Raw genomic sequence first — 23219 nt, 5'->3', positions numbered from 1 at the left:
GTGCGTGCCAGGCGTCGTGGAGCAGGCGGGACTTTCGCAACACGCCCTAGAAGGACCGGAAGACGCCTTCCGGGTCGGTGCGGGCGGCGTCGGTGACGTCTGCGAAGTCCAGGTTGGCGATCGACAGATTCGCGTGGATGTCGTGGATCCCGGACGGGACGGCGCGGACCGAACCGCCGTAGGCTTCGAACTCCTCGTCGCTCTCGCATTCCTCCCTGGTCAGGACGGCCACCGCCAGCAGTGCGCGGTGGGCGGACCGCATCGTGGTGCGATCCGCCAGGAAGACGACGCTCAGGTCCTCGTCCGCGGATACGGCGACGACCACCTCATCGGCGGTGGCCTCGGCCCAGGCCGGATCGTCCACCACGTGGACCAGGGGCTCGTAGTCGCCGTCGCCCCACGGTTCCGACAGCTCCGCTCGTACGCTCTGCCAGGCCCCCTCGTCGCTGTAGTCGGTTCTGACGATCAGTGCGGCGAACGCGTCGCGACCGGTGACGGCGGGCAGCGCCTTCATGTTGTGACCCCCACGGGCATGGTGAACGGGACGCGGTCCCGCGGTTCCGGACACCTCTCGGGCAGAGCACCGTCGCCACGGACCGGTACAGGATGCCAGTCAGCGCCGCGCGGTGCCGTACGGGTGGACGCGCCGTCACGGATGTCGTGGGCCGGCACCGCGGCCGGGCCCGCGACACCATCCGTCCGGTGATGCAACCTATCCCGGCGTACAGGCGTGTGGAGTTACGAACACGCGTACAGGGAAGCCCTGTTGCTGCTCATGCTGTCCAAGTGCGTTCCAAGGCCCGACGGAGGACCATGCGAAACCGAACCCGAGTGACCGCCCCACTGGCCGCAGCCGCTCTGCTCGCCATGGCGGCACCGGCCGCACGTGCCCAAGCCGCGGATGCCGGCGGCACCGGCGCCGGCGGCCACGCGCCGGATACCGGCGCACCCGGCGCCGGCACGGTGGGTGACCCGGTCTTCCCCACCCTGGGCAACGGCGGTTACCGCGCCGACGCGTATCTGCTGGACTTCACCTACGATCCGGCCACCAAGCTGATCGCGGCCACCGCGACGATCAACGCGAGGGCCACCCAGGACCTGTCTCAATTCTCCCTGGACTGTCTGGGCCTGGACATCGGCGGTGTCGAGGTGGACGGGCGCCCGGCGACGTATGTCCAGGAGGGGGAGAAACTGGTCATCACCCCGAAGTCCGTTCTGTGCCGCGACAGACGGTTCGACGTTCGCGTGGAGTACGGTGCCGACCCGCGCCGTTCGCTGCCCCGCACCGGATGGGTGCCCACGCCCGACGGCTTCGCGATCGCCGGCCAGCCCGACGTGGCGCACACGGTGTTCCCGTGCAACGACCACCCGAGCGACAAGGCGCACTTCCGGTTCCGCGTCACCGTCCCGGACGGTCTGCTCGGGGTGGCCAGTGGCCGCCTCGTGAGCACGGTGCGGCACGGTGACGGCCTGACCACGTTCACCTATCAGTCGCGTGAGCCCATCGCCACCGAGATCGTGCAGATCACGGTCGGCGACTACATCGTCAAGCACCGCCAGGGCCCGGGCGGGCTCCCGCTGCGGGACATCGTCCCGACCTCGCGCGCCGAGGCCCTCGAACCGGCCCTGGCGCTCACCCCCGGCCTGGTGACGTGGCTGGAGCAGTACCTCGGGGCTTTCCCGTTCGAGACGTACGGCCTGCTGCCCGCCAACACCGACGACCCGAACGCGTTCGACTTCACGGGCCTGGAGACGCAGACCCTGACCCTCTACAAACCGAACTACCTGCTCCAGCCGGAGTCGGCGATCGGCTCGCACATGATGCATGAACTCGTCCACTCCTGGTTCGGCAACCTGGTCTCCCCGGGAACCTGGTCCGACCTGTGGATCAACGAGGGCCACGCCGACTTCTACGGCCTGATCTACCGCTACGAACGCGGCTGGGCCGACTCGCGCGGCTTCACCACGCTCGAAGACCGCATGAAGTACACGTACGCCCTCGGCGACCAGTGGCGCCAGTCCTCCGGCCCGGTCGCCGCACCGAACGCCACCAACCTCTGGGACAACCAGCGTTACACCGGTGGCGTCCTCGTCCTGTACGCCCTGCGCCGGCTCGTCGGCGAGGATGCCTTCCACAGCACCGAGCGCACCTTCCTGAACCGCTTCCGCAACAAGTCGGCCACCACCGACGACTACATCGCGGTCGCAAGCGAGGTCTCGGGACAGGACCTCACCGGCTTCCTCCGGGACTGGCTCTACGGCACCACGACGCCGCGCATGCCCGGCCACCCGGACTGGACGGTCACCCCGGTCACCCCCTCGGTGGCCGCCCCGCGCCACGCCGCCGGTCAGCCCCACGACGCGGCGAGCGCCACGCTGTAGCCGGCCGTCCAGCGGTACCCCGGGCGTGCCCATGGGCACGGCTGAATCGCCGGACGGGCCGGGGGCCCGGCCCGTCCGGCGAAGGGCGGACGTCGACGTACACAGGCGCGTGTCCAGGGTCGACCTTGCCTCGCCGGACCCCGCTGCCCAGTCGAGCGGCACGGCGGCCCGATGGGCGGCATCAGTCGCGGGTGACGACCTTCCACTCCTGTCGGGTGTCATCCCAGGACACTTCGACGGTACGGGCGTTGCCGGCCCGCCTGAGGGCCGCCAGGTCCATGCTGAGCAGGCGACGCAGCGCGTCGTCCGGCACGTTCGTCGGTATATGGAGAATCACGCTGTCCATGCCCTCGTGCTCCTCGGGCTGCCGCTGCCGGCGTCTTGACAGGCGCTGGATCGCGGAGCGCACCGCCGCGTAGCCGTCCTCACCCGCCTTGGCCGTGATCGTTTGCAGAAACGGGACCACTGCCGCCGTGACGATCATCGTCGGCACCACCGTGCTCCAGTCAGGGACGCCCAGGGCACCCTCGTACCGGCCCTGGAGGCGCTCCGTCCGGCGTCTCTCCTGACGCTCCTTCTCCGCCAGGAGCGCCTCGGCCGCGTCGAATCTCTGCTGAGCCAGCAGTGTGTTGATCCACCCGCCCACAAAGGGGGCGAAGCCGTCGGTCCACCGGTCCGAGTCCATCTCCGCAGCCTGGAAATACAGAGCCACCGCGTCATCCGTCCTGCCGTGCTCATGCAGTAACCCGGCCAGCTTCGCCATCGCGTAGGTGCTACCTGCTTCCACCGCCCGGCGGTACCAGGTCTCGGCTTCGTCCGTCGCGCCCCGGGCATGCAGGAACTCGGCCAGAATCGCCATCGTGTGGGGGGCTCCTGTCTCCGCGGCCCGGCGGTACCTCGCTTCGTCGTCGTTCATTGACGGCCCGTCCCCTCTGACGCCCGCGACCAGGTCTCGCGAGTCATCCACCGAGTCTGCCTCGTCGGCTCACATCGCTCACCCCTCAGCCCGGCCTGCCCGGCCCCGGCCGGAACGGGATGACGGTGTCCGGGGGGATGCCGGCGGCCCCGGTCGGCGGTATGCAGGGAGCATGCACGAGAGCATCCGGGTGTGGTGGACAAGTGCCCTCGCGACACTCGGCGTTCAGATGATGACGCTGTGCGCCCTCGGCGGTGCCGAAGGCTCGCCGGGGGCTGTGCGGCCGTGGCTGTACGGACTGCTGGGTCCGGCCTGGGCCTGGCTCACCTGGCGTGCGACGGCCATGCGGATCCGGGTCTCGCCGGAGGGTATTCGCAGTCACGGGGTCTGGCGGACGCGGTTCGTGGCCTGGGAGGACCTGGTGCAGGTCGACGGTGAGCTCGACTACCTGATCACGCGATCCCCGTTGGAGTGCCCGACGGCGGTTCTGTTCAACGGGAGCCGCGTGCCGCTCACCGGTGTGTACGGGCTGCGCAGGGAGGGCACCTCGCGGGTCGACCGGATCGCGGAGCGGCTCAACGCCCTGTGCGACGAGGCGTGACCGGCCCAGGGGGACCAAGCCGGCAACACCCGGAGCCGTTATGGCCGTGGGGACCACAACCGGTGATCGCTACAGGTCTCCCGGGGCGCCCGTCTCCACGAAACCGATGACACAGCGACGGATGTGATCAAGGAACTGCGGCAGGTCGTCGGCGACCCTGTCGAACTCCGCATCGTCCAGGGAGGCGGTCCTGGACCGGTGGATCGCGCCGCCCCAGTCGGCGACGTAGAGGATGCCCCCGCCGTTCGATGCGATCACCATCCCTTGGGGGTCATCGGCCTCCGGAATGAAGAGCGGCCCTTCCTCCGCGAGGCTGTGCAGGACATCGCGTGCCGAATGGACGAAGTAGCCGTTGCCCACGTCGGGCAGCACGACCTCCCCGATCGACTCGTAGAACGTCAGGAGATCCTCGAATCCCAGGGGCTCCCGACCGTAGTCATGGGCAGCCCGAAGGTCCTCCTCGACGGCGACCCGGACCTCGTTCATGCCCGGCTCGTAGCCGTACGTCTCCTCGAACGTCAAGCTCATGGAGTCGACCGCACCCGTGATCTCGTCACGCCACCGTGACAGCCATGCGGCCGAGTACGCGAGCTGATCCATGGCCCGGATCATGCCACTCCAGCCTTGAGCGCGGGCCCCCGCCCCCGCATCCAGGGCGCTGTTCCGCAGTTGGCTGCCCGGGTGCGGCGGGGCTGTCCAGCGCCTGCCTCGCGCGCATGCTTCGTTCGAGTGATGTTCTCGGCATCCGGGACCGAGTGAATGGCCAGCATGTGAGGTTTCTTCACCGTTATCCGGCGCCGGGGTCACGGCGCCGCCGGTGCGAGCGGTTCGGGATCATGCAGTGCGTCCGTCCCCGGTTCGACGGCAGCTATCCGGAGCAAGGGGAAGAATGATGCAGGCACCTCCGCTGTTGGTCGCGTTGAGCGCCTTGAGCACGTTGACCGCTGTGACCGGGCCGGAGCCGGGATCGGGCCGCCGTACGTGCGCCGGCCGCCCGGCGGGAGTGTCGCGGTGATCCCGGCCCAGAGTGCGCGGACCGTCAGGGATGTGCGGGCCGTGGTCGTCGGAGCGGGGTTCTCCGGGATCGGCGCCGCCGTCCGGCTTCGCGAGGCGGGGTTCGGCGATGTGCTCGTGCTGGAGAAGGGGACGCAACTCGGCGGCACCTGGCGGGAGAACACCTACCCGGGATGCGCCTGCGATGTGCCCTCGACGCTCTACAGCTACTCCTTCACCCCGGATGCCGCCTGGAGCAGGGTCTTCGCCGGGCAGCGGGAGATCCTTGGCTATCTGCGGGCGACAGCCGAGCGGTACCGGCTCGGTGACATGCTGCGCTGCGGCGTGCGGGTGCTGGGCGCCCGGTGGGACGGGGCGGCCGGCCGCTGGCTGCTGGAGACCAGCGACGGGCCCTACCGCGCGGCGGTACTGGTCCTGGCCACCGGCCCGTGGCACGTCCCGCGCCGCCTGGAGGTCCCCGGGATCGAGGAGTTCGAAGGTCCCGTGTTCCACACCGCCCGCTGGGACCACGGCGTCGACCTGGCCGGGCGGCGGGTGACCGTGGTGGGGAGCGGCGCCTCCGCCGTGCAGATCGTCCCGGCCATCGAAGCCCGCGCCGCGGCAGTGGACCTGTTCCAGCGCACCGCCCAATGGGTGCTGCCCAAGCCCGACCTGCCGGTACCCGCGCTGTTCAACCGGCTGCTGGACCAGGTGCCCGGTGCGCGCTGCGCGCTGCGCGCCGGTCAGTACGCCCTGCAGGAGGGGTTCGGCTACGCCTTCCGCCGCCCTCAGGGCGGCCGGCTTCTGGAGGCGGGTGCCCGCGCACACCTGTGGTTCGCGGTCCGTGACCAGCAGCTGCGCGGGCAGCTGACACCCGACTACCGGTTGGGCTGCAAGCGTCTTCTGACGTCCAGCACCTTCTACCGGGCCCTGTCCCGGCCGCACGTCCGCCTGCATCCCACCGCCGTGGCCGCCGTGCGCGGCAACGAGGTCGTCGGCACCGACGGCACCACCGTCCGGGCCGACGTGCTCATCGAGGCCACCGGCTTCCGCGTCGGTGAACTTCCGCTGGCCAAGACCCTGTACGGCACGAACGGCCGGACACTCGACGAGGCATGGGACGGTGAGCCGCAGGCGTACATGGGCACCACCGTGAGCGGCTTCCCCAACCTGTTCCTGCTGCTGGGACCCAATCTGCTCGGCGGCTCCACCTCGGCGGTCACCGTCCTGGAAGCCCAACTCACCTACCTCATCGCCGCCTTGACCCACCTCGACCGAGGCGGCCACGCTTCCCTGGACGTCAGGTCGGCCGCGCAGGACGCGCACAACGCCGCCGTCCAGGAGGCGCTCGCGACCACGGTCTACAACGCGGGCGGCTGCACCAGCTACTACTTCACCTCCACCGGACGGAACACCTTCGCCTGGCCGTGGTCCACCGGGCGGCTCGTGAGCCGGCTGAGCCGGTTCGACGCCGAGGCCTATACCGCCGACGTACCGGCCCGCCCTCTTTCGCTGCCCGCCCAGGCACGGCCGCCGCAGCAGGGGGACCGTACGGTGGCGGCGAACGCGGAGCGGGAAGAGGCCTGAGAACGGGCCCACCGCGGGTCCACCACGGGCCCACCGCGGGCCCACGACGGACCCCCCTCGGAAGCGGACCGGAAGCGGACCGGAAGCGGGCAGCGGCTACCGGCGGAAGCGGTGGACGCGGTGGACTGGGGCACGGAGAGGTCGGGGGCGGCCACGAGGGTCCGCGAGTCAGGGGCCCACCGCAACGGGGGTGCGATGATGCGGGGGAGGCTGTCGACCGGTTCGGGCACCTCGGGGCACGCCCTCTCCGTGGTCTGGCTGGAGCAGGGGCTCCAGCCAGACCGGCCGGCTCCCCCGGCTCGGTCAGTACAGCTCCTGCAGACGCTTCTCGACCACGGACAGGTCGGTCCTGGCCAGGTCGTCGGGATGGATGACGACCCGCAGTTCGGGTGCGATCGCCGGATGGCTGAGGCATCCGCGGACAAATGTCTCGACGATCAGCGCTGCCAGCCGGCCCCGGTCCAGTTCGACGACCCTGGCCAGCCCGGAGCCGACCAGCGGCACCGCGACCGGCTTGTACTGTCCGTGCAACGCCACGGCCGCCCAGAGACTCTCCATGCTCGACCGCAGGTCCTCCGGACTCGAACGGGCCACCAGATCGTTGCCCAGCCGGGAGTACGCCGTGGCGAACACCCGTCGGCCGCCGACCGGAATGGCCACGGTCGTCCCCATCGGATAGCGGATCCTGCGGCCACGCGGCTTGTCCTGGACGCTCTCCCTGCCTACGGCCGTGACCGCCTTGAGCCCCAGGCGCAGCCTCTGGTCGAGCAGCCTGCGCTGGCCGTCGAAGAGCCGGTCGACCAACTGGCCCTGCACGCTTCCACGGCTGATCACGCGGTCCTGCTCGGTGGAGGTGTCGAAGGTGTCGGTGAACCCGACCACGAGGTTGGCGTCGGACTGGTCGAACAGGTCGCCGCGCACCACCACGACGTCGACCGACCGGCCGGTCACCGTGTGCCGCAGCAGTTCCCCGCCGAGCCTTTCGCGGATGCTGGCGCGCAGCCCGTCCAGCGTCCGTGCGGCCTCGGGGTCGTCCGGCCGTTCCCGCGCCAGCATCTCGGCCACCGGCAGGGCGAGTTCGTGGCGTCCCAGCTCGGTCTGACTGCGGATCACCTCACGGCGGGCGACCGCCTGCAGCTGAGTCAGCCGGCGGATGAGGGGCTCGGCGAAGCCCTCGCCGCTGACATCGGCCAGCGGCCGGCCGCGTACCAGCCGCAGCGCCTCCTCCAGCTGCCGGACCGCCGTCGCCGGCGCCGCGTGCAGGGCGCTGTTGACCAGCTCGGTGAAGCGCGAGCTGTCCAGCTCCTCCGGTCGGAGCACGAGCCGGTAGGCCGTCTCCGGCCCCCTGAGCGTCAGTTGCTGCTCGGTGCGCAGGATGCGGGCGGCGGCCCCGGTCTGCTCGGGGTCCAGCGCGCGTCGCAGTTCCAGGATCCGCTTCTGCACCTCGTTGCGGCTGCGCTGCGCCTGGTGGGGCAGCCCGGTCGCCGGACCCCACACCTCCTTGCGCAACTGCCAGACCGGGACGGCCTCGCCCTCGGCCGCCACCAGCCGGACCAGGAGCCGGGTCGTCAGCGGGGTCAGGTGCGCCACGGCGCCGTCGGCCTCAAGTCTCACCGGCCCGAGAACGCTCACCCGGATGCGCGCCATTCGCCCCTCCACACGCTGTGCCCGAACGCGCCGCGTCACTTCGGGAGCGCCCTTTGAGACTACCAATGAGCCCCGGAAGCGCTGGGCGCCTGACGTTTTCCGGGCCTGTTCCGGCCCTGCTGCGGCAACGGATCGTCAGCACGCGGCGCGCACGGCGGATTTTCCTCCGTCACACGGTGACTGCCTTCGGCGGCCTGATCGCGGTGATCCAGTTCGCCGTACAGCTCTTTCCGTCCGGGCTGCCGCAGCCGGGCGCGATGACCATCGCCGCGGTGGGACTCAGCGGGGCCTGGGGGCTGGTGCGGGCGCGGCCGACCTCCCCGGTGCGCCAGGAGTTCAGATGCCCGGACATGACGGTGGTCGTCGAGGAAGGGGACCTCTTCGACCAGCAGGGGCACCTGGTCGTCGGCTTCTGCGACACCTTCGACACCGCCTCGGCCGACGGGGTCGTCATCAACGACGCCAGTGTGCAGGGGCAGTTGCTGATGCGGCGCTACGAGGGCGACGTGCGGCGCCTGGACGCGGAACTCAGCGCCGCCCTCGGCGAGGTCGCACCCGTCGCCAGGGAGGACCGGGAGTACAAGGCGCTCGGCAAACTCGACCGGTACCCCATCGGCACTGTCGCCGCGCTGGGACGGCGTCCGCAGCTGGTCTTCGCCGCGGCGTACAGCCACATCAGCAACGACTACGTGGCGGCGTCGAGCGTGGAGGAGCTGTGGTCCAGCCTCAACCGGCTGTGGGACGCCGTCCGCCGGCACGCGCAGCTGGAGTGCGTGGCGATGCCGCTGGTCGGCTCGGGGCTGTCCCGGCTCGACTACCTCGACCGGGAGAGCCTGCTGCGGCTGATCCTGCTGTCGTTCGTCGCCCGGTCCCGGGAGGGCGCGATCTGCCGGGAACTGCGGGTGGTCATCCGGCCCGCCGACCTGCGGAGGATCAACATGCCGGAGGTGGCGGCCTTTCTGCGGACGCTGGCCTCCTCGGAGCCGGACCGGGCATGAGGGGCGGACGGCAGCACCCGCCCGCCCCTCATGTGCTCACGGCGTGCGCCGGTAGGCGGCGAACCGCTCGAACGGCCAGGTGTCCCGCCAGTCGGAACCGGTGTCGTTGACCTTGCAGCCCGCCTGCTTCAGCCGCTCGACGATCTTCCCGAGGGCGATGTGCGTACCGTCGAAGCGGATGACGTTGCGACCCGCCGTGTCGGCGATGTGCCGAAGCGCGCCGATCTCCACGATGATGGTGCGTTCCGGGTAGGCCATCAGCACCATCCCGAGCTCGATCAGCACGTTCTGCCGGGGCTGACCGGTCAACTGGGTCTCGTACGGGGGCTCGTGATCGCCCAGGAGCTGCGGGTGCAGCTTGGCGACGTCGTCCGGTGTGAGGAGCACCAGTGCGGCCTGTGCCTGCGACGGGGCGTTGGCGACCACGTCACCGAGGAACGGCGAGGTCTGCCCGGTCGCCCTGACCAGGTCCTCCCACTCCAGCGGATGCAGGTCCAGACGGCGCAGCAGCGCGAACATCTCACGCCGCACCTCTTCGTCCCGCCCGTGCACGACGAACACACTGCGGGCCCGGTCGGAGGCGCGCGGCCGGTCGCCGCGCTGCTCGGTGTGCTGCTCTGCGGCACGGCTCCGGGGCTGGGGGGTGATCGGGGAGTTCGCCCCCGTCGTCGTGAACCGGTCGCCGCCGTTGATGGTTCCCGGACCGGTGTTGTGGTTGTTGTCACCGAAGTGCTGATATCCGTTCATGGTGCTCATGCCCTCGTCGCGTTGATGGGGGAGCCGTCGCCGGATGTCGAGTACCGGTCGCCGCCGTTGATGGTTCCCGGACCCGTGTTGTGGTTGTTGTCACCGAAGTGCTGCTGGAGGATGCTGTTCTGCTGCCTCTTGTGATCGTCGAGGTCGACGTTGTGCTCGTGCAGAAAGACACCGAGGGTCTGCAGCAGCCGGCGCTCCACAATGCGCGTGTACTTGATCGCGTCGGACTCCTGGAAGTAGTGGTGGACCGTGTCGCTCGTCGCCATCTCCCGGACGCTGGTCCGCGCGCCGCAGTCCACCGCGGTGGTCACGTAACGGCCCAGGCGGAACTCGCTGCTGTCGACCACGGGCATCGTCTCCGCCCGGAGCCCTCCCCTGCGCAGGCCGCCCGGCAGCGGCCTGCGCAGGAAGGCCGGCAGCCGCCGCTGCAGGGGGCCGAGGAACTTCGCCAGCAGCAGCAGGGGGCTCAGGGACCACAGCAGCACCGCGCTGAACGCCTCCTTGGTCATGTCCCGGGCCACCCGCCACAGCAGGGGGAGGTCGAGTGCCGCGGGCAGCCGGTCGACCAGGTGGAAGCTCTCGATGAGCGGCGCGAGTACGAAGGTGTGGAACTCGGTGTGCAGCGTGCCTCCCTTGATGTCGAAGCCGACGATCAGTGAGGTGACGAGTTCCTCGTTCCAGGCGCCGATCCGGATGCACAGGTACTCGCGCGCCGAGTCGTAGTCCTCCCTCCAGTGGATGTCCGGCAGGTCGTCCGTCCCGGGGAGCCGGGACCAGCCCCCGCCCTGCGTCACGTCGTTCGTCCTGATCGCGGTGGAGTATTTGCGGCGCTCGACGGTCAGTGCCCGGATCTGTTCCTCCTGGCGCGCGTCGTCGCGCAGTTCGGAGGTCATCCGGGCGGCGACGTAGGAGGTGAGGTCGGAAGGGTTGAACGGGATGACGGGCTTGCGCTGCACGGCCTCCGGCGCCCGGTGCCCGTTCCCGTCGCCGTACGTCCCGCCGGCGGCGGGTCCCGGCGCCGGCATGTGGGTCGGCCAGCCGGCGGCGGCGTCGAACGCGCCGACGGGAGCGCCGATCAGCAGCTGGGTGTTCGACCAGTTGTGCACGCGCTTGCCGGCCCCGACGAAGGGATGGTAGCCGGAGTAGAAGATGATGCCACTGCCGGAGGACTGCTCGTGGTCGATCTTGCGGATCAGCTCGTCCGTGAGCCCCGGGGCCAAGGGATACGTGCCGTCGAAGCCCCCGTCGGGGCGTGTCTCCTTCAGGCGGGTCATCAGGGTCTGCAGGGTGGCGATCCGCCGAAGGTAGTCGGTGGCCCAGGCCAGCCAGCCGATCAGCAGTATGGCGACGAAGGGGTTCAGCACGCCCTTGGACATCAGCACCACGGTGAGGGTGGCGCCGACGCCCAGGACGGTCAACTGCTGGCGTCGGAGGTTGTGGGCCGCGAGGGCGTGCGCGAGCACCGGGACGGCGTCGTATCCGTAGGACGGGGCCACGATCCTGAACCGGTCCGTCAGCAACTCCTTGATCACCGACTTGCGGTAGACGGGATCGAGGTACGTGCCCGCCGACAGCAACCGGGTCGCCTTGCTCGTCGCGTGTGCTCGCGAGTCCCGCGCGGCCGGCGCGTCCCGCGAGTCCCGCGCGGCGGATTGCGGGCCCCGGGAGCCCGGGATGACTGCTTCACCGCTCATGGTCTGTCAGAGCTCCGCTCATGGATTTCGCCGGAGGCCGCCGGCGATGAGCCCTGCGGGTGTCGCTGCACGGACGTGCTCCGATCGGTGACGTGCTGTGGGTGATTGCGGGACGGTCAACTGGTCTCTTTCACCGACGCGTCGGTGATGACTCCGTCGCGGACCGTGTACGTCCCGCGGTAGTTGTTCCGGGTCGCGTTGTTCTGGACGGACTCAAGCGTCACCTTCACGACGTCACCCTTGACCGACAGGATGGTGACGGTGACGTGCGCGGTGTCGACGAAGCCCGCGACGAAGGTGTCGTAGTCGCTGTCGAGGTTGCTGCCACCCAGGTCCCAAGCGGTCGCGTAGTCGCCGCTGTCGATCGCCTCGAAGTAACTCTGGACGGTCGCACCCGGGCCGGTGACCGGGGTGTCCGTGGACGATGATGCCGATGGCGATGGTGACGAGTCGTACGAAGGCGTGTCGGTCGGCAGCGCCGTGCCGGGATCCTCGGGCGAAGGTTCGAACAGTGGCGGTGTGGCCGACTGTGACGCGTAGCCGTCCGTGCCGTCCGTGCTCCCGGACCAGAAGCCGCCTTGCCCGCTCGGAGCACCCGAGTACGGATCCTCCGAACCGGAACCGAGCCCCGTCAGCAGCGCCAGCGCCACGATGAGCAGCAGCGGTACGCCCACGATCGTGAGCACCCGGACACGGACAGGTCCGGCCGGGGGTAACAGTCCCACCGGGCGGTAGGGGTCGTTCATAGGGGACTCCATCGTCTCGGACGGTGCCGACTCGCCCGTGCCGGTGACTGCGGCAGGTGCCCCGACATCCCTGGCACGCGAGCTGATACATCATCACATTTCCGGTAGGGCGGCGGTGGCTGAATCGGGGGACCGCGCCCGGCCCACCCCGGTTCGTGGGCAAGCGGTGCGGTTCGCCCACGCGCCGATACGACCAGTCCCGTCGCTTCCGCGACCAGACTCCGCCCGCTTCCGATCCGCTTCCGCCGGCCCGGTCGCGGGAATGTTTCCCGGTGCGGGCTGGTTGGACTCTTCGCGGGTGTTGGTGGCGGGACAGTGTCCCCGGGCCTCACCTTCCGCCCGTGGGGACGATCGTTCGGCTGAAGCCCCACGGAGCACTTCGCCGAGTGGCGACCGCCGTCACCGGCACCCGCGTCCGTCACCGGCGTCGGCCAGGTCCCTCCCCGGACCTGGCCGGCGCCTTCTGCTGCTGCGACGCCCCGGGCGATGCGTTCACGGGGTCGCCCGGGCTTCGGCCGCGGTCTGTCCTCAACCGCCGGACGGGCTGATCATTGGCAGTCCGCAGGTCACCGGCTGTACCTTCCCAACCGAAGGAGAGACCGCATGAGTACGACCAGCCCACGCAGAAGAGCCGATACGTTCGTCGGACCCGGCGACGACCACCGGTTCGATGCTCCCTCGACCGGCGACGAGCGCGCCGTGCTCGTCGGATTCCTCGCGGCTCAGCGCACGACGCTGGAGCTGAAGTGCGCGGGCATGGCCGCAGAGCTCTCCCGGCGCTCCGTCGAGCCCTCCACACTCTCGCTGCTCGGCCTGGTCCGTCATCTCGCCGACGTGGAACGCCGATGGTTCCGCAGGGTTCTCGCCGGACAGGACGCACCACCGCGCTTCTCGTCGTCGGCGGACCCCGACGGCGACTTCGACGGCGCGAGGTCCGATCCCGCCCTCGTGGCCGAGGCCTGGCAGGCCTGGAGCGCCGAGGCCGGGTTCGCCGACGCCTTTGTCAGGGACGCGCCCCACCTGGACATCGAGGGCGAGGACGCGTGGCGCGGGGTGGTATCGCTGCGCTGGGTACTCGTCCACATGATCGAGGAGTACGCGCGGCACAACGGACACGCCGACCTGCTCCGTGAGCGTATCGACGGCGCGACCGGCCTGTGAGGCACGGGCTGCCGGGGGCGGCCGTCGCGGTCAGAGCGCGCGGTGCATGATGTGCAGCCCCACGTAGCCGGCGCTCGGATGCCGGAAGCCCTCCGGCAGCGTGCCCAGTACCTCGAAGCCGAGCGATTGGTAGAGCCTCACCGCGGGGACATTGGTCTCCACCACCGCGTTGAACTGCATCGCGCGGTAGCCCGCCGCACGCGCCCACTCCACGGTGTACTCGCACAGCGCGCGCCCCACGCCCCGCCCGGCGTGCGCCGGGTCGACCATATAGCTGGCACTCGCGATGTGAGACCCGTTGCCCATGTGGTTACGGTTCATCCTCGCCGTCCCCAGGACGGCACCTGAGTCGTTCACGGCGACGACCGTACGGTCCGGGGGTGACAGCACCCACCAGTCGCGGCCCCGGTCCACGTCAAGATCCACCGGATAGGTGAAGGTCTCGCCCGCGGCGACGATCGTGTGGAAGAAGGGCCAGATGGCGGGCCAGTCCTCCGAGGTGGCTTCCCTGATCAACATGCGGACAGGATGTCGTACGGCCGGCCTGTCTCCAACGCCTTTTCCGGCCGGGGCACGCCTGGGCGAGGCCGGCGCGGCGGGAGACAGGGGCGAGCGGGGGATCCTGATGTCCGCCGTATTCCCCGCCCCCCGGTCGCGCGTTCGGGGGAACCGGCTGTGACCGGCGGAAAGGCACTCCGCGGATACGGCAGGATGGCGCGGGTGACGACACAGTACAACCAACTCCCGTCAGCAGAGGGAGCGAACCGGTGAACCGGACCTTGACACCGCACGACCTGATCGTGGCGGGCGCCGCGATCGCCGCCGGACTGGCCGCGGGACTGCTGCTCCGCCTGGCCCTGCGATGGCTGGGGGAGCGGGCCACCAGAACCCGCTGGAACGGCGACGACATCATGGTCAACGCCCTGCGGACCGTGCTGCCCTGGACCGCCCTCGCGGCCGGCGGATGGGCCGCCGCGGCGGCGCTGCCGCTGACCTCCAGAATCGGCCACAGCGTCGACAACACGCTGATAGCCGTCCTCATCCTGGCCATCACGGTCACCACGGCCCGGATGGTCGCCGACCTGGTGAAGTCGCTGGCACTGTCCCGCTCCGGGGTCGCCGGCTCCGCCAGCATCTTCATCAACATCACGCGGATAGCGGTCCTGGCGGTCGGCTTCCTGGTGCTGCTGCAGACCCTCGGCATCTCGATCGCCCCGCTGCTCACCGCCCTCGGCGTGGGCGGCCTCGCCGTCGCCCTGGCCCTCCAGGACACCCTGGCCAACCTGTTCGCGGGCGTGCACATCCTCGCGTCCCGGACCGTCCAGCCGGGCGACTACATCCGCCTCAGCAGCGGGGAGGAGGGGTATGTCGTCGACATCAACTGGCGCAACACCGTGGTGCGCCAGCTGCCCGACAACCTGGTGATCATCCCCAACGCTCGGCTGGCGGGCACCATCACCACCAACTACCACCAGCCCGCCCAGCAGATGTCGGTCATGGTCCAGTCGGGGGTCGGCTACGGCAACGACCTCGAACATGTCGAGCGGGTCGCCACGGAGGTCGCCGAGGCCGTGATGGCCGAGGTCGAGGGCGGTGTGCCGGACCATGAACCCTCGGTGCGCTTCCACACGTTCGGCGAGTCCCGGATCGACTTCTCGGTGATCCTGCGGGCCGGGGAGTTCAGCGACCAGTACCTGATCAAGCACGAGTTCATCAAGCGGCTGCACCAGCGCTTCCGCACCGAGGGCATCGACATCGCCTTCCCCACCCGGACGGTGACACTGCGCCACCAGGACGAGGTGCCGATGCCGCGCCAGCGCCTGACGCCCGAGTCCGTCTGAGGCCCGCCGTCCGCCGTCCGCCTGTCAAGGACGGCGGACGGCGGTCGGCAGTCGGTCGGGCGGCAGACCGGCGGGCGGCAGACCGGCGGGCGGCGGGCCGCTCGCATTCCCGTCGCGCCCCGATCAGTGCCCGCCGGTGTCCCCGTGGCTGCGCACGACCTCCTTCACCTTGGCCACCGCGAAGCCCCAGCCCTGCTCGACGGTCGGCTTGGCCGGCACGGCGATCTCGTCCGGGTTCGTGAGCACGTCGAGCAGGACCGGCCCGGGGGTGCTGAAGGCGCGGCGTACGGACTCCTCCAGCTCGTCCGGATCGGTCACGCGGATACCGGTGATGCCCATGGCCGCGGCGACCGCGGCGAAGTCGGGGTTGTCCAGCACGGTGCCGAACTCCGGCAGCCCGGCCTGCTCCTGTTCCAGCTTCACCATGCCGAGCCGGCGGTTGTCGAAGACGACGAGCTTGACGGGGAGCCGGTTGGTCTTGAGCGTCATGAGGTCGCCGAGGAGCATGCTCAGCCCGCCGTCGCCGCAGAAGGCCACGACCTGGCGCTGCCGGTCCAGGCACTGGGCGCCGAGCGCCTGCGGCATCGCGTTGGCCATCGAGCCGAGGTTGTACGAGCCGAGCAGCTGCCGGTCGCCGCGCATCTCCACGAACCGCGAGAGCCACACGGTGGCCATGCCCGTGTCGGAGGTGAAGACGGCGTCGTCGTCGGCGACCCGGTCCACCACGGCGGCCAGCGCCTCCGGGCGGATGTCGTGCGTACGGTTGTCCAGCGCGGAGCGGATTCGTCCGACCACGCCCTTGTCGTGGGCCGGGTCGGCGAGCCTGGCCTGACCCGCGCGCCACTCCGTGAAGCGCTTGCGCGCCTGCTCCAGGTGCGTGCGGTCACGCGCGCCCCCGGCCCCGCCGGGCGCGGCGGCCAGGTGGCCGAGCAGGTCCCGGACGGTGGCGCCCGTGTCGCCGACGAGCCCGACCTCCACCGGCACCCGGCGCCCGATGTGGGCGGCCTCGGTGTCCACCTGGATGACGGTCCGGCCCTGCGGATACCAGTCCCGGTAGGGGAAGTCGGTGCCCAGCAGCAGAAGCGTGTCCGCGTCCTGCAGGGCCGAAGCCGCCGCGGGGTTGCCGATCAGCCCGGTCTGGCCGACCTGGAAGGCATTGGCCTCGCCCTCGAAGCCCTCCTTGGCCTTCAGGGTGAGCACCATCGGCGCGGCCAGGCGGTCGGCCAGGGTCAGTACGTCCTCGCGCGCGGCGCGGGCACCCCGTCCGACGAGCAGCGTGATCCGCTCCGCGCGGTCGAGCAGTTGCGCGGCGCGGCGCACGGCGGACTCCTCCGGCCGGGTCACGGGGGCGCTCAGGGAGAAGCGGGCCGGACGGTCCGTGCTCAGCGCCCGGTCGCCGAGGTCGCCCGGCACGGTGAGGACGGCGACGCCCTTGCGGCCCAGCGCGTTGCGCACCGCCGTCTCCAGCAGCTGCGGCAGCTGGTCGGGTGAGGTGATCGTCGCCCGGAAGACCGCCACGTCGCTGAAGAGCGCGTCGTTGTCGACCTCCTGGAAGTAGTCGCTGCCGATCTCGGCGAGCGGCACCTGACCGGCGATCGCCAGGACCGGGGTGCGGCTCTTGGCCGCGTCGTACAGCCCGTTGAGCAGATGGACGGAGCCGGGTCCGACGGTGCCCATGCACACGCCCAGGGTGCCGCTGAGCTGCGACTGCGCACTCGCGGCGAACGCCGCCGCCTCCTCGTGCCGGCAGCCCACCCACTCCACGTCCTCGGTGGTGCGGATGGCGTCGGTCAGCGGATTGAGGGCGTCGCCGACGACGCCGAAGACCTGGCGCACGCCAAGCTCACTCAGTGCGTCAACGATGACACGGGCAACGGTTCGGGCCACGGGATCCTCCAGATCACACGGTGAAGCGGTCGGGGTCGGCGGCGTGCCAGTCGGCAGCCCAGGACGCGGGCGGCTCGGCGAGCAACTGCCCTGGCGCCAGCCATTCGTAGAGCTCCTCGTAGGAGCGTTCGGTGTACGGGTCGATGCGCCGGTGGAGCATGTGCGGACGCAGCTGCGCGGGATCGGTGACCCCCATGGACGCCATGATCTGCAGTGCGCTGGCCACGGTCGCCTCCTGGAGGCGTTGCACGCGCAGCGTCTTGTCGCCGACATCGAGGGCGCGGGCACGGCGGGGGTCCTGGGTGGTGACACCGGTGGGGCAGGTGTTCGTGTGGCAGCGCTGCGCCTGGATGCAGCCCACGGCGAACATCATGGCCCGCGCGGCATTGCCGTAGTCGGCGCCCTGCAGCATGCGTTTGACCAGGTCGGTGCCGGTGGCGATCTTGCCGCTCGCGCCGATCCTGATCCGGTCGCGCAGGCCCGCGCCGACGAGTGCGTTGTGCACGGTCAGCAGCCCCTCGGTCAGCGGGGTGCCGACATGGTCGGCGAACTCCAGCGGGGCGGCGCCGGTGCCGCCCTCGGCTCCGTCCACGACGATGAAGTCCGGGGCCGTGCCCTCCTCCAGCATCGCCTTGCACACGGCGAGGAACTGCCGGCGCGAGCCCGGGCAGAGTTTGAAGCCGGTCGGCTTGCCGCCGGACAGCTCCCGCATCCTGGCGATGAAGCGGACGAGTTCGCGCGGGGTGGAGAACACCCGGTGGTACGGGGGCGAGATCACCGTCCGCCCCTGGGGCACGCCCCGCACCCGCGCGATCTCGGCGTTGACCTTCGCCCCGGGCAGCACCCCGCCGATGCCGGGCTTGGCGCCCTGCGAGAGTTTGAGCGACACGCACTTCACGTGGTCGTGCGCCGCCTTGTCGGCGAACTCGCCCGGGTCGAACTCGCCGTCCCGGGTCCGGCAGCCGAAGTAGCCGGTGCCGATCTCCCATACGAGGTCGCCGCCGGCCCGCAGGTGGTACTCCGACAGGCCGCCCTCACCGGTGTCATGGGCGAAACCCCCGGCCGCGGCACCCCCGTTGAGGGCGAGAATCGCGTTCGACGACAGGGAGCCGAAACTCATCGCCGACACGTTCAGCAGCGCCATGTCGTACGGACGGGCGCAGTCCGGCCCGCCGATCCGCACCCGCGGCGGCGTCCTCGGCACCGGACACGGCGCCATCGACGGGATCAGGAACTCGTAACCGGGCTGGTAGACATCCTGCTCGGTGCCGTACGGCTGCTCGGCGTCGGTGCCCTTCGCCCGCTCGTAGACGATGCTGCGCACGTCCCGGTCGAAGGGGCGGCCGTCGAAGTTGCGCTCGACGAAGTACTGCTGGAGTTCGGGACGTATCCGCTCCAGGAGGAAGCGGGCGTGCCCGAGCACGGGGTAGTTGCGCAGCACCGAATGCCGGCGCTGCGACAGGTCCCACGCGCCCAGCAGACCCAGCAGGGCGAGCGGGACGGCAGCCAACCACCACCACGGCGAAACCAACCCCGCGGCGGCGCCCGCCGCGAGTGCCGCGGCCAGGGCGAAAACGACCAATCCGATACGTGTCACTCCCCGCGCATTACCCGGCAGCCGCCCTCCATGCGCAGCGGTGTCGTCAAGAGACCGTCAAGGACCTGCGCATATGGGAGTCGGACCCTGCTCTCGCGGGCGGAGTTGTCCTACGCCACGGGTCGGCCGTCGCTGTCGTCGCCCGGCAGTACTTCTCATTGCGGCTGCCGCGCCCACCCGGGCTCCGTCGACGACGGGCAGGGGCGGCGCCAAGCGTTGAGGGAGAGCCGCTTCAGCATCGAGTCGAGGCCCAGACGCCGGGCGGTGGGACAGAACGTCCGGGTGGGCAGGTTGTACTCCACGTGGAAGACCGCCTTGTGTGCTGTGACGAACGGTGTGAGTGACGCGCACTCGTCGTACTGCGCGCACTGCTCGTTCACCGCGAAGTCGAAGTCCCCGACCAGCTGCGGGATCTGGTCCAGGTCGTTCTTCAGCCCGACGGCCAGGCCCCGGGCGTGTGCCAGTTCCGCGATCATGCGGTTGTACGCGAGCTGGTGCGCGCCGGTGAGGGGGAAGCCGGTCCTGTTGGTGTAGCCGTCCAGGAGGTCGGGCTCGACGGCGTCGTAACCCTTCGAGCGGCACATGTCCATGCGCCTGGCCATGATGGGGCGCAGCACGCCGAGGCGGCGGATGTCGAGCCACCGCTCGCCCTTCCAGCCGTTGCCCCGGCCGAGGACGGAGGCGGGGAAGGCCTTGCGATCGGTGCGGAAGTCCTCCCAGGAGCCGGCGTCGATGTAGCAGATCACCTTGCGTCCGTCGGCGTGCAGGGCCTTCACCGTGCCGGCGCTGTTCTCGAAGCCGTCGATGTCGTACACCGGGACCTGTACGGAGGTGTCGACGCGGCCGCTGAGCTGCCACTGCCAGGCGGTGCCGGGGCGCGGCTGCCAGCGGCCGGAAGAGGTGTGCGGGGCGGGGGAGTCCGGGGTGCTGGTGGAGCAGCCCGCCAGCAGCAGAAGGAGAAGGGCGGCAAGGAGGGCGGTCGCGGAGCCCGGTCGTACGAGGTGCCTCAAGACGCCACCCTCTCCACACCCGGGGGCAGGCTGCTCCACGGGTTCGCGCCGCTGCCCGGGACGGCGCAGTGAACGCCGGCCCCGCGGATCCGGGCGGTGCGTGCGGCGAGGCCGCACAGCGGGTCCGGGACGCCGTGCACCAGGTGGCAGAAGCGGCCGGGCGGATGGGCGGCGGTCCAGGCGGGCACGGTGAAGGCGGGGTCACGGTACGCGTCCCAGCTGCCCTCGAAGGTGACCAGCAGGTCGGCGAACGCGGCGTAGCCCGGGGCCGGATGGACGCCGGGGTTGAGTACCACGGCACGGGCCGCGCAGACGCGGGCGGCGCGCACCAGCCAGCGGTAGTAGCCCAGCAGCCCGGCGCCGGAGGCGGTCCGGTCCAGGAAGGCGCCGTCGGTGTCGTACCAGCGGCGGTGGCGGCGCAGGTCGCCGACGACCGCGCGGACCGGACGGTCGCCGTATGCCGTGTCGACGTATCCCAGCACCCGCACGCCCGCCTCCCGCAGCTGTGCGGCGGCCGCGACGAAGGACGGGTCGGGGGCGGTGCCGGGCCCGTCGGCGACGTTGAGGACGACGCCGTACAGCAGCGGGCCGGCCCGGATCAGCGCGCGCCAGGCGGCCGGGTCCACGGCGGGGTGGACGTAGAGCGGGACGAGCAGCCGCCCGTGGCCGCTGCCGTCGTCCGTTCGGGTGCCGGTCACGCGGGGATCCGGGTGTGCTCGGCCCACAGGCCGGTGAGCGAGTCGGTGAGGGTCAGTTCGGGCCGCCAGTCGAGGGCGGCCGCGGCGGCGGTCACGTCCGCCTGCTGCCAGGACACGGCCGAGGACCGCAGCGAGCCCGCGCCGCGCTCCTCGATCCGGCCCCGGAACCCGGCGACCCGCGCCAGCTCCTCCGCCAGGACCCTGGCACGGGTGGCCGTGCCGCTGCCGATGTTGAGGACGGGCGGCAGGGGGCCGGGGGCGGTGGCCGCGAGCACGGCGGCCCGTGCCACGTCCCGGACGTCGACGAAATCGCGGTACGCCGACAGGTCGCCGACGCGGACCGTGCTGTCGGGCAGCGCGCGCGCCAGCTCGTCGGCGAGCCGTCCGGGCAGGCCGGCGGCGGGTGCGCCGGGGCCGACCGGGTTGAACACCCGCAGGACGACGGCGTCCAGCCCGGCCCGGCCGGCCTCGGTCACCGCGTACGACCCGGCCAGTTTGGTCGCGCCGTACGTGCCCTGCGGGTTGACCGGCGAGGTTTCGGTGAGCGCCTGCCCGGCGGGCGTCGGCCCGTACTCGGCGGCCGATCCCAGGTGGACCAGGCGGGCGCGGGGAGCCGCCTCCCGCAGGGCCTCGCACAGCACGGCGGGCCCGCGTGCGTTGGTCTCGGCCAGGCGTACGGGGTCGCCGGTCACGGCGCCCGCGCAGTTGACGACGGTGTCCGGGGCGAGGGCCCGGAGGGACCGTACGAGCCCGGCGACGGGGACGGCGGCCAGGTCGACGGGGAGGGTCACGGGCACGCCGGCGTCCAGGGAGCGGCCGCCGCCGAGCACCCGCACACCCGCGAGGGTGCGCAGCTGCCCGGCGACGTGGCCGCCCAGGAATCCGGTGGAGCCCAGGACAAGGATGCGCATGATGCCGGGTCACACTCCCTTGAGCAGGGCGGGGCGGTGCGTGCTGAACTCCGCGTTGGCCCGGTCGTAGTCGTCCGGGCGGCCGATGTCGAGCCAGTAGCCGTCGAACTCGTAGGCGGCGGGCGGGGTTTCGTCGCGGAGCAGGTCGAGGATCAACTCGTCGAAGCCGAGCGGCAGACCGGGGGTGTAGCCGGTGAGGGTGGACCGGGACAGCCCGTAGACGCCCATGGAGACCCGGTAGTTCATGCTCGGCTTCTCGGCGAAGCCGACGACCCGGCCGACTTCGGTGGTGAGCACGCCGAAGTCGATGGCGACCGTGCGCGGGTACGTGGCGATGGTCAGCGGCGAGCCGGAGTTCTGGTGACTGCGCAGCACGGCGCCGAAGTCCAGGTCGGTGAGGACGTCGCCGTTCATGACGAGGAAGTGCTCGGGCAGCCGGTCGAGCATGGTCAGCAGTGGGCCCATGGTGCCCAGCGGGCTGTCCTCGGTGGCGTAGTCGACCCGCAGGCCCCACTGGGAGCCGTCGCCGACATAGGCGCGGATGATGTGGCCGAGGTGGCCGATGGCGATGGTGCAGGTGGTGAAGCCGGCTCCGGCGAGCTGCCGCATCACGATCTCCAGGATCGCGTGCTGATCGCCGATGGGAACGAGCGGCTTGGGCAGGGCGGTCGTGTAGGGCCGTAACCGTACGCCCTTGCCTCCGGCCAGGATGACTGCGTGCATCGTGGGCTTCTCCTTACCTTCCGGCCGGCGCCGGATTCGTGGGTTCGTGGGGTCGCGCATTCGTCAGATGTTGTAGACGGCTGTCTTGTAGCGGGCGAGGTTCGCCGGGTCGCGGAAGAAACCGATGGTCGCCTCCAGGCCCTCTTCGAGGCTGTGGGCGGGTTCCCATCCGGTGGCGGCGCGCAGCCGCGACGCGTCGCAGACCAGTCGCATCACCTCCGATCCGGCCGGGCGGATGCGCTGCGGGTCCGCGCGGACCTCCAGGTCCACGGCCATGAGTTTGCCGATCAGGGTGACCAGGTCGCCGACCGAGATCTCGCCGCCGGTACCGGCGTTGAAGGTGCGGCCGACGACGGCCCCGGCGGGCGCGGTGCCCACCGCCAGGAAGGCCCGCGCCGTGTCCTTGGCGAAGGTGAAGTCCCGGGTGGGCCGCAGGTCGCCGAGGGTGATGGTCCGTTCCCCGGCCGCGACCTGCCCGATGACGGTGGGGATCACCGCCCGCATGGACTGGCGCGGGCCGAAGGTGTTGAACGGCCGCAGGGTGACCACCGGGGTGCCGAAGCTCGCGTGGTAGCTGTCGGCGAGCCGGTCGCCGCCCGCCTTCGAAGCGGCGTACGGGGACTGGGTGTTGATGGGGTGGTCCTCGGTGATCGGCACCGTACGGGCCGTACCGTACGTCTCGCTGGTGGAGGTATGGACCAGCCTCTCGACGCCGAGCCTGCGGACCGCCTCCAGGACGTTGAGGGTGCCGGTGACGTTGGTGTCCACGTAGCTGTGCGGAGCCTGGTAGGAGTACGGGATCGCGATCAGCGCGGCCAGGTGGTACACGGCCTCCGTGCCGGCCAGCAGCCTGTCCACCGAGCCGGGGTCGCGTACGTCGCCGAGCACCACCTCGACGCTGTCCATCACGTCCTGCGGCAGGGTCTCCAGCCAGCCGTAGGAGGAGAAGGAGTTGTACTGGGCCATCGCTCGCACCCGGTGCCCGGCGGCGACGAGCGCCTCCACCAGGTGCGAGCCGATGAATCCCTCCGCTCCGGTGACGGCTACGGGTCCGGATTCGGTCACGGGTCT

General features: G+C 71.0%; 21 protein-coding genes. 6 read left to right on the top strand and 15 right to left on the bottom strand.

Annotated elements, in window-relative coordinates:
• Window positions 1–46 precede the first annotated feature (46 nt).
• Window positions 47–514: a DUF6924 domain-containing protein gene (locus RWE79_RS03225; RefSeq protein ID WP_475938462.1), complete on the bottom strand. Its 468-nt coding sequence runs from the start codon at window positions 512–514 to the stop codon at window positions 47–49.
• A gap of 299 nt (window positions 515–813) precedes the next feature.
• On the opposite strand from RWE79_RS03225, the gene RWE79_RS03220 reads away from it, so the two are divergent.
• On the top strand, window positions 814–2382 hold the full coding sequence (locus tag RWE79_RS03220; RefSeq protein ID WP_475938461.1) for a M1 family metallopeptidase: 1569 nt from the start codon (window positions 814–816) through the stop codon (window positions 2380–2382).
• Window positions 2383–2563: 181 nt separating this feature from the next.
• Here RWE79_RS03220 and RWE79_RS03215 read toward each other — a convergent pair whose 3' ends face one another.
• A complete protein-coding gene (locus RWE79_RS03215; protein ID WP_475938460.1) occupies window positions 2564–3241 on the bottom strand; it encodes a hypothetical protein in 678 nt (225 codons plus the stop codon).
• 229 nt (window positions 3242–3470) lie between these two features.
• Here RWE79_RS03215 and RWE79_RS03210 point away from each other — a divergent pair, with 229 nt between their 5' ends.
• Window positions 3471–3899 carry a hypothetical protein gene (locus tag RWE79_RS03210; RefSeq protein ID WP_475938459.1) on the top strand — a complete coding sequence of 143 codons (429 nt, stop codon included), beginning with the start codon at window positions 3471–3473 and terminating at the stop codon, window positions 3897–3899.
• A 69-nt stretch (window positions 3900–3968) separates the two neighbouring features.
• On the opposite strand, the gene RWE79_RS03205 is transcribed toward RWE79_RS03210, so the two are convergent.
• Entirely contained in the window at window positions 3969–4499 is a 531-nt protein-coding gene (locus tag RWE79_RS03205; protein ID WP_475938458.1) for a hypothetical protein, read from the bottom strand.
• A 411-nt stretch (window positions 4500–4910) separates the two neighbouring features.
• Here RWE79_RS03205 and RWE79_RS03200 point away from each other — a divergent pair, with 411 nt between their 5' ends.
• The gene (locus tag RWE79_RS03200; protein WP_475938457.1) at window positions 4911–6479 is read left to right on the top strand and encodes a flavin-containing monooxygenase; all 1569 of its coding nucleotides are present in this window, start codon (window positions 4911–4913) and stop codon (window positions 6477–6479) included.
• Between the two features lie 303 nt (window positions 6480–6782).
• Here RWE79_RS03200 and RWE79_RS03195 read toward each other — a convergent pair whose 3' ends face one another.
• Window positions 6783–8126: a macro domain-containing protein gene (locus RWE79_RS03195; protein WP_475938456.1), complete on the bottom strand. Its 1344-nt coding sequence runs from the start codon at window positions 8124–8126 to the stop codon at window positions 6783–6785.
• A gap of 176 nt (window positions 8127–8302) precedes the next feature.
• On the opposite strand from RWE79_RS03195, the gene RWE79_RS03190 reads away from it, so the two are divergent.
• Entirely contained in the window at window positions 8303–9124 is an 822-nt protein-coding gene (locus RWE79_RS03190; RefSeq protein WP_475938455.1) for a macro domain-containing protein, read from the top strand.
• 36 nt (window positions 9125–9160) lie between these two features.
• Here RWE79_RS03190 and RWE79_RS03185 read toward each other — a convergent pair whose 3' ends face one another.
• The 3 genes from RWE79_RS03185 to RWE79_RS03175 all read right to left on the bottom strand — a co-directional run bounded on the left by RWE79_RS03185 (window position 9161) and on the right by RWE79_RS03175 (window position 12320).
• A complete protein-coding gene (locus RWE79_RS03185) occupies window positions 9161–9880 on the bottom strand; it encodes a TIR domain-containing protein (protein ID WP_475938454.1) in 720 nt (239 codons plus the stop codon).
• Window positions 9877–11574 (bottom strand): hypothetical protein, encoded by a 1698-nt coding sequence (locus RWE79_RS03180; protein WP_475938453.1) that lies wholly within the window; start codon window positions 11572–11574, stop codon window positions 9877–9879. Before RWE79_RS03180 ends, RWE79_RS03185 begins: the two co-directional genes overlap by 4 nt.
• Window positions 11575–11690: 116 nt before the next feature.
• Window positions 11691–12320 carry a hypothetical protein gene (locus RWE79_RS03175; protein ID WP_475938452.1) on the bottom strand — a complete coding sequence of 210 codons (630 nt, stop codon included), beginning with the start codon at window positions 12318–12320 and terminating at the stop codon, window positions 11691–11693.
• Window positions 12321–12923: 603 nt separating this feature from the next.
• Between RWE79_RS03175 and RWE79_RS03170 the strand changes: the two genes are divergently transcribed.
• Window positions 12924–13481 (top strand): DinB family protein, encoded by a 558-nt coding sequence (locus RWE79_RS03170; RefSeq protein WP_475938451.1) that lies wholly within the window; start codon window positions 12924–12926, stop codon window positions 13479–13481.
• A gap of 30 nt (window positions 13482–13511) precedes the next feature.
• Here RWE79_RS03170 and RWE79_RS03165 read toward each other — a convergent pair whose 3' ends face one another.
• Window positions 13512–14000, bottom strand: a complete 489-nt coding sequence (locus tag RWE79_RS03165; protein WP_475938450.1) for an N-acetyltransferase family protein — start codon at window positions 13998–14000, stop codon at window positions 13512–13514.
• 248 nt (window positions 14001–14248) lie between these two features.
• Between RWE79_RS03165 and RWE79_RS03160 the strand changes: the two genes are divergently transcribed.
• Entirely contained in the window at window positions 14249–15322 is a 1074-nt protein-coding gene (locus RWE79_RS03160; protein ID WP_475938449.1) for a mechanosensitive ion channel family protein, read from the top strand.
• Between the two features lie 123 nt (window positions 15323–15445).
• Here RWE79_RS03160 and RWE79_RS03155 read toward each other — a convergent pair whose 3' ends face one another.
• From RWE79_RS03155 to RWE79_RS03125, 7 genes are all read right to left on the bottom strand, one after another.
• A complete protein-coding gene (locus RWE79_RS03155; protein WP_475938448.1) occupies window positions 15446–17209 on the bottom strand; it encodes a thiamine pyrophosphate-dependent enzyme in 1764 nt (587 codons plus the stop codon).
• A 13-nt stretch (window positions 17210–17222) separates the two neighbouring features.
• Window positions 17223–18806, bottom strand: coding sequence for an FMN-binding glutamate synthase family protein (locus RWE79_RS03150; RefSeq protein WP_475938447.1), 1584 nt, complete (start codon window positions 18804–18806; stop codon window positions 17223–17225).
• A gap of 155 nt (window positions 18807–18961) precedes the next feature.
• A complete protein-coding gene (locus RWE79_RS03145; protein WP_475938446.1) occupies window positions 18962–19816 on the bottom strand; it encodes an endo alpha-1,4 polygalactosaminidase in 855 nt (284 codons plus the stop codon).
• Window positions 19813–20514 (bottom strand): spherulation-specific family 4 protein, encoded by a 702-nt coding sequence (locus tag RWE79_RS03140; protein ID WP_475938445.1) that lies wholly within the window; start codon window positions 20512–20514, stop codon window positions 19813–19815. Before RWE79_RS03140 ends, RWE79_RS03145 begins: the two co-directional genes overlap by 4 nt.
• Window positions 20511–21425, bottom strand: a complete 915-nt coding sequence (locus tag RWE79_RS03135; protein WP_475938444.1) for an NAD-dependent epimerase/dehydratase family protein — start codon at window positions 21423–21425, stop codon at window positions 20511–20513. The genes RWE79_RS03140 and RWE79_RS03135 overlap by 4 nt, the downstream gene beginning before the upstream one ends.
• 9 nt (window positions 21426–21434) lie before the next feature.
• On the bottom strand, window positions 21435–22148 hold the full coding sequence (locus tag RWE79_RS03130) for a nucleotidyltransferase family protein (RefSeq protein WP_475938443.1): 714 nt from the start codon (window positions 22146–22148) through the stop codon (window positions 21435–21437).
• Window positions 22149–22211: 63 nt separating this feature from the next.
• Window positions 22212–23213 carry an SDR family NAD(P)-dependent oxidoreductase gene (locus RWE79_RS03125; protein WP_475938442.1) on the bottom strand — a complete coding sequence of 334 codons (1002 nt, stop codon included), beginning with the start codon at window positions 23211–23213 and terminating at the stop codon, window positions 22212–22214.
• Between the last annotated feature and the right edge of the window lie 6 nt (window positions 23214–23219).

The sequence above is a fragment of the Streptomyces sp. RLA131 genome (assembly GCF_056270125.1).
This window is presented reverse-complemented; position numbering and strand designations above follow the sequence as displayed.

Excerpts from the sequence above, each read along its gene's own strand:
- RWE79_RS03225 (WP_475938462.1), bottom strand. The coding sequence starts at position 514 with ATGAAGGCGCTGCCCGCCGTCACCGGTCGCGACGCGTTCGCCGCACTG.
- RWE79_RS03220 (WP_475938461.1), top strand. The coding sequence starts at position 814 with ATGCGAAACCGAACCCGAGTGACCGCCCCACTGGCCGCAGCCGCTCTG.
- RWE79_RS03215 (WP_475938460.1), bottom strand. The coding sequence starts at position 3,241 with ATGGCGATTCTGGCCGAGTTCCTGCATGCCCGGGGCGCGACGGACGAA.
- RWE79_RS03210 (WP_475938459.1), top strand. The coding sequence starts at position 3,471 with ATGCACGAGAGCATCCGGGTGTGGTGGACAAGTGCCCTCGCGACACTC.
- RWE79_RS03205 (WP_475938458.1), bottom strand. The coding sequence starts at position 4,499 with ATGGATCAGCTCGCGTACTCGGCCGCATGGCTGTCACGGTGGCGTGAC.
- RWE79_RS03195 (WP_475938456.1), bottom strand. The coding sequence starts at position 8,126 with ATGGCGCGCATCCGGGTGAGCGTTCTCGGGCCGGTGAGACTTGAGGCC.
- RWE79_RS03185 (WP_475938454.1), bottom strand. The coding sequence starts at position 9,880 with ATGAGCACCATGAACGGATATCAGCACTTCGGTGACAACAACCACAAC.
- RWE79_RS03180 (WP_475938453.1), bottom strand. The coding sequence starts at position 11,574 with ATGAGCGGTGAAGCAGTCATCCCGGGCTCCCGGGGCCCGCAATCCGCC.
- RWE79_RS03175 (WP_475938452.1), bottom strand. The coding sequence starts at position 12,320 with ATGAACGACCCCTACCGCCCGGTGGGACTGTTACCCCCGGCCGGACCT.
- RWE79_RS03170 (WP_475938451.1), top strand. The coding sequence starts at position 12,924 with ATGAGTACGACCAGCCCACGCAGAAGAGCCGATACGTTCGTCGGACCC.
- RWE79_RS03165 (WP_475938450.1), bottom strand. The coding sequence starts at position 14,000 with ATGTTGATCAGGGAAGCCACCTCGGAGGACTGGCCCGCCATCTGGCCC.
- RWE79_RS03135 (WP_475938444.1), bottom strand. The coding sequence starts at position 21,425 with ATGCGCATCCTTGTCCTGGGCTCCACCGGATTCCTGGGCGGCCACGTC.
- RWE79_RS03130 (WP_475938443.1), bottom strand. The coding sequence starts at position 22,148 with ATGCACGCAGTCATCCTGGCCGGAGGCAAGGGCGTACGGTTACGGCCC.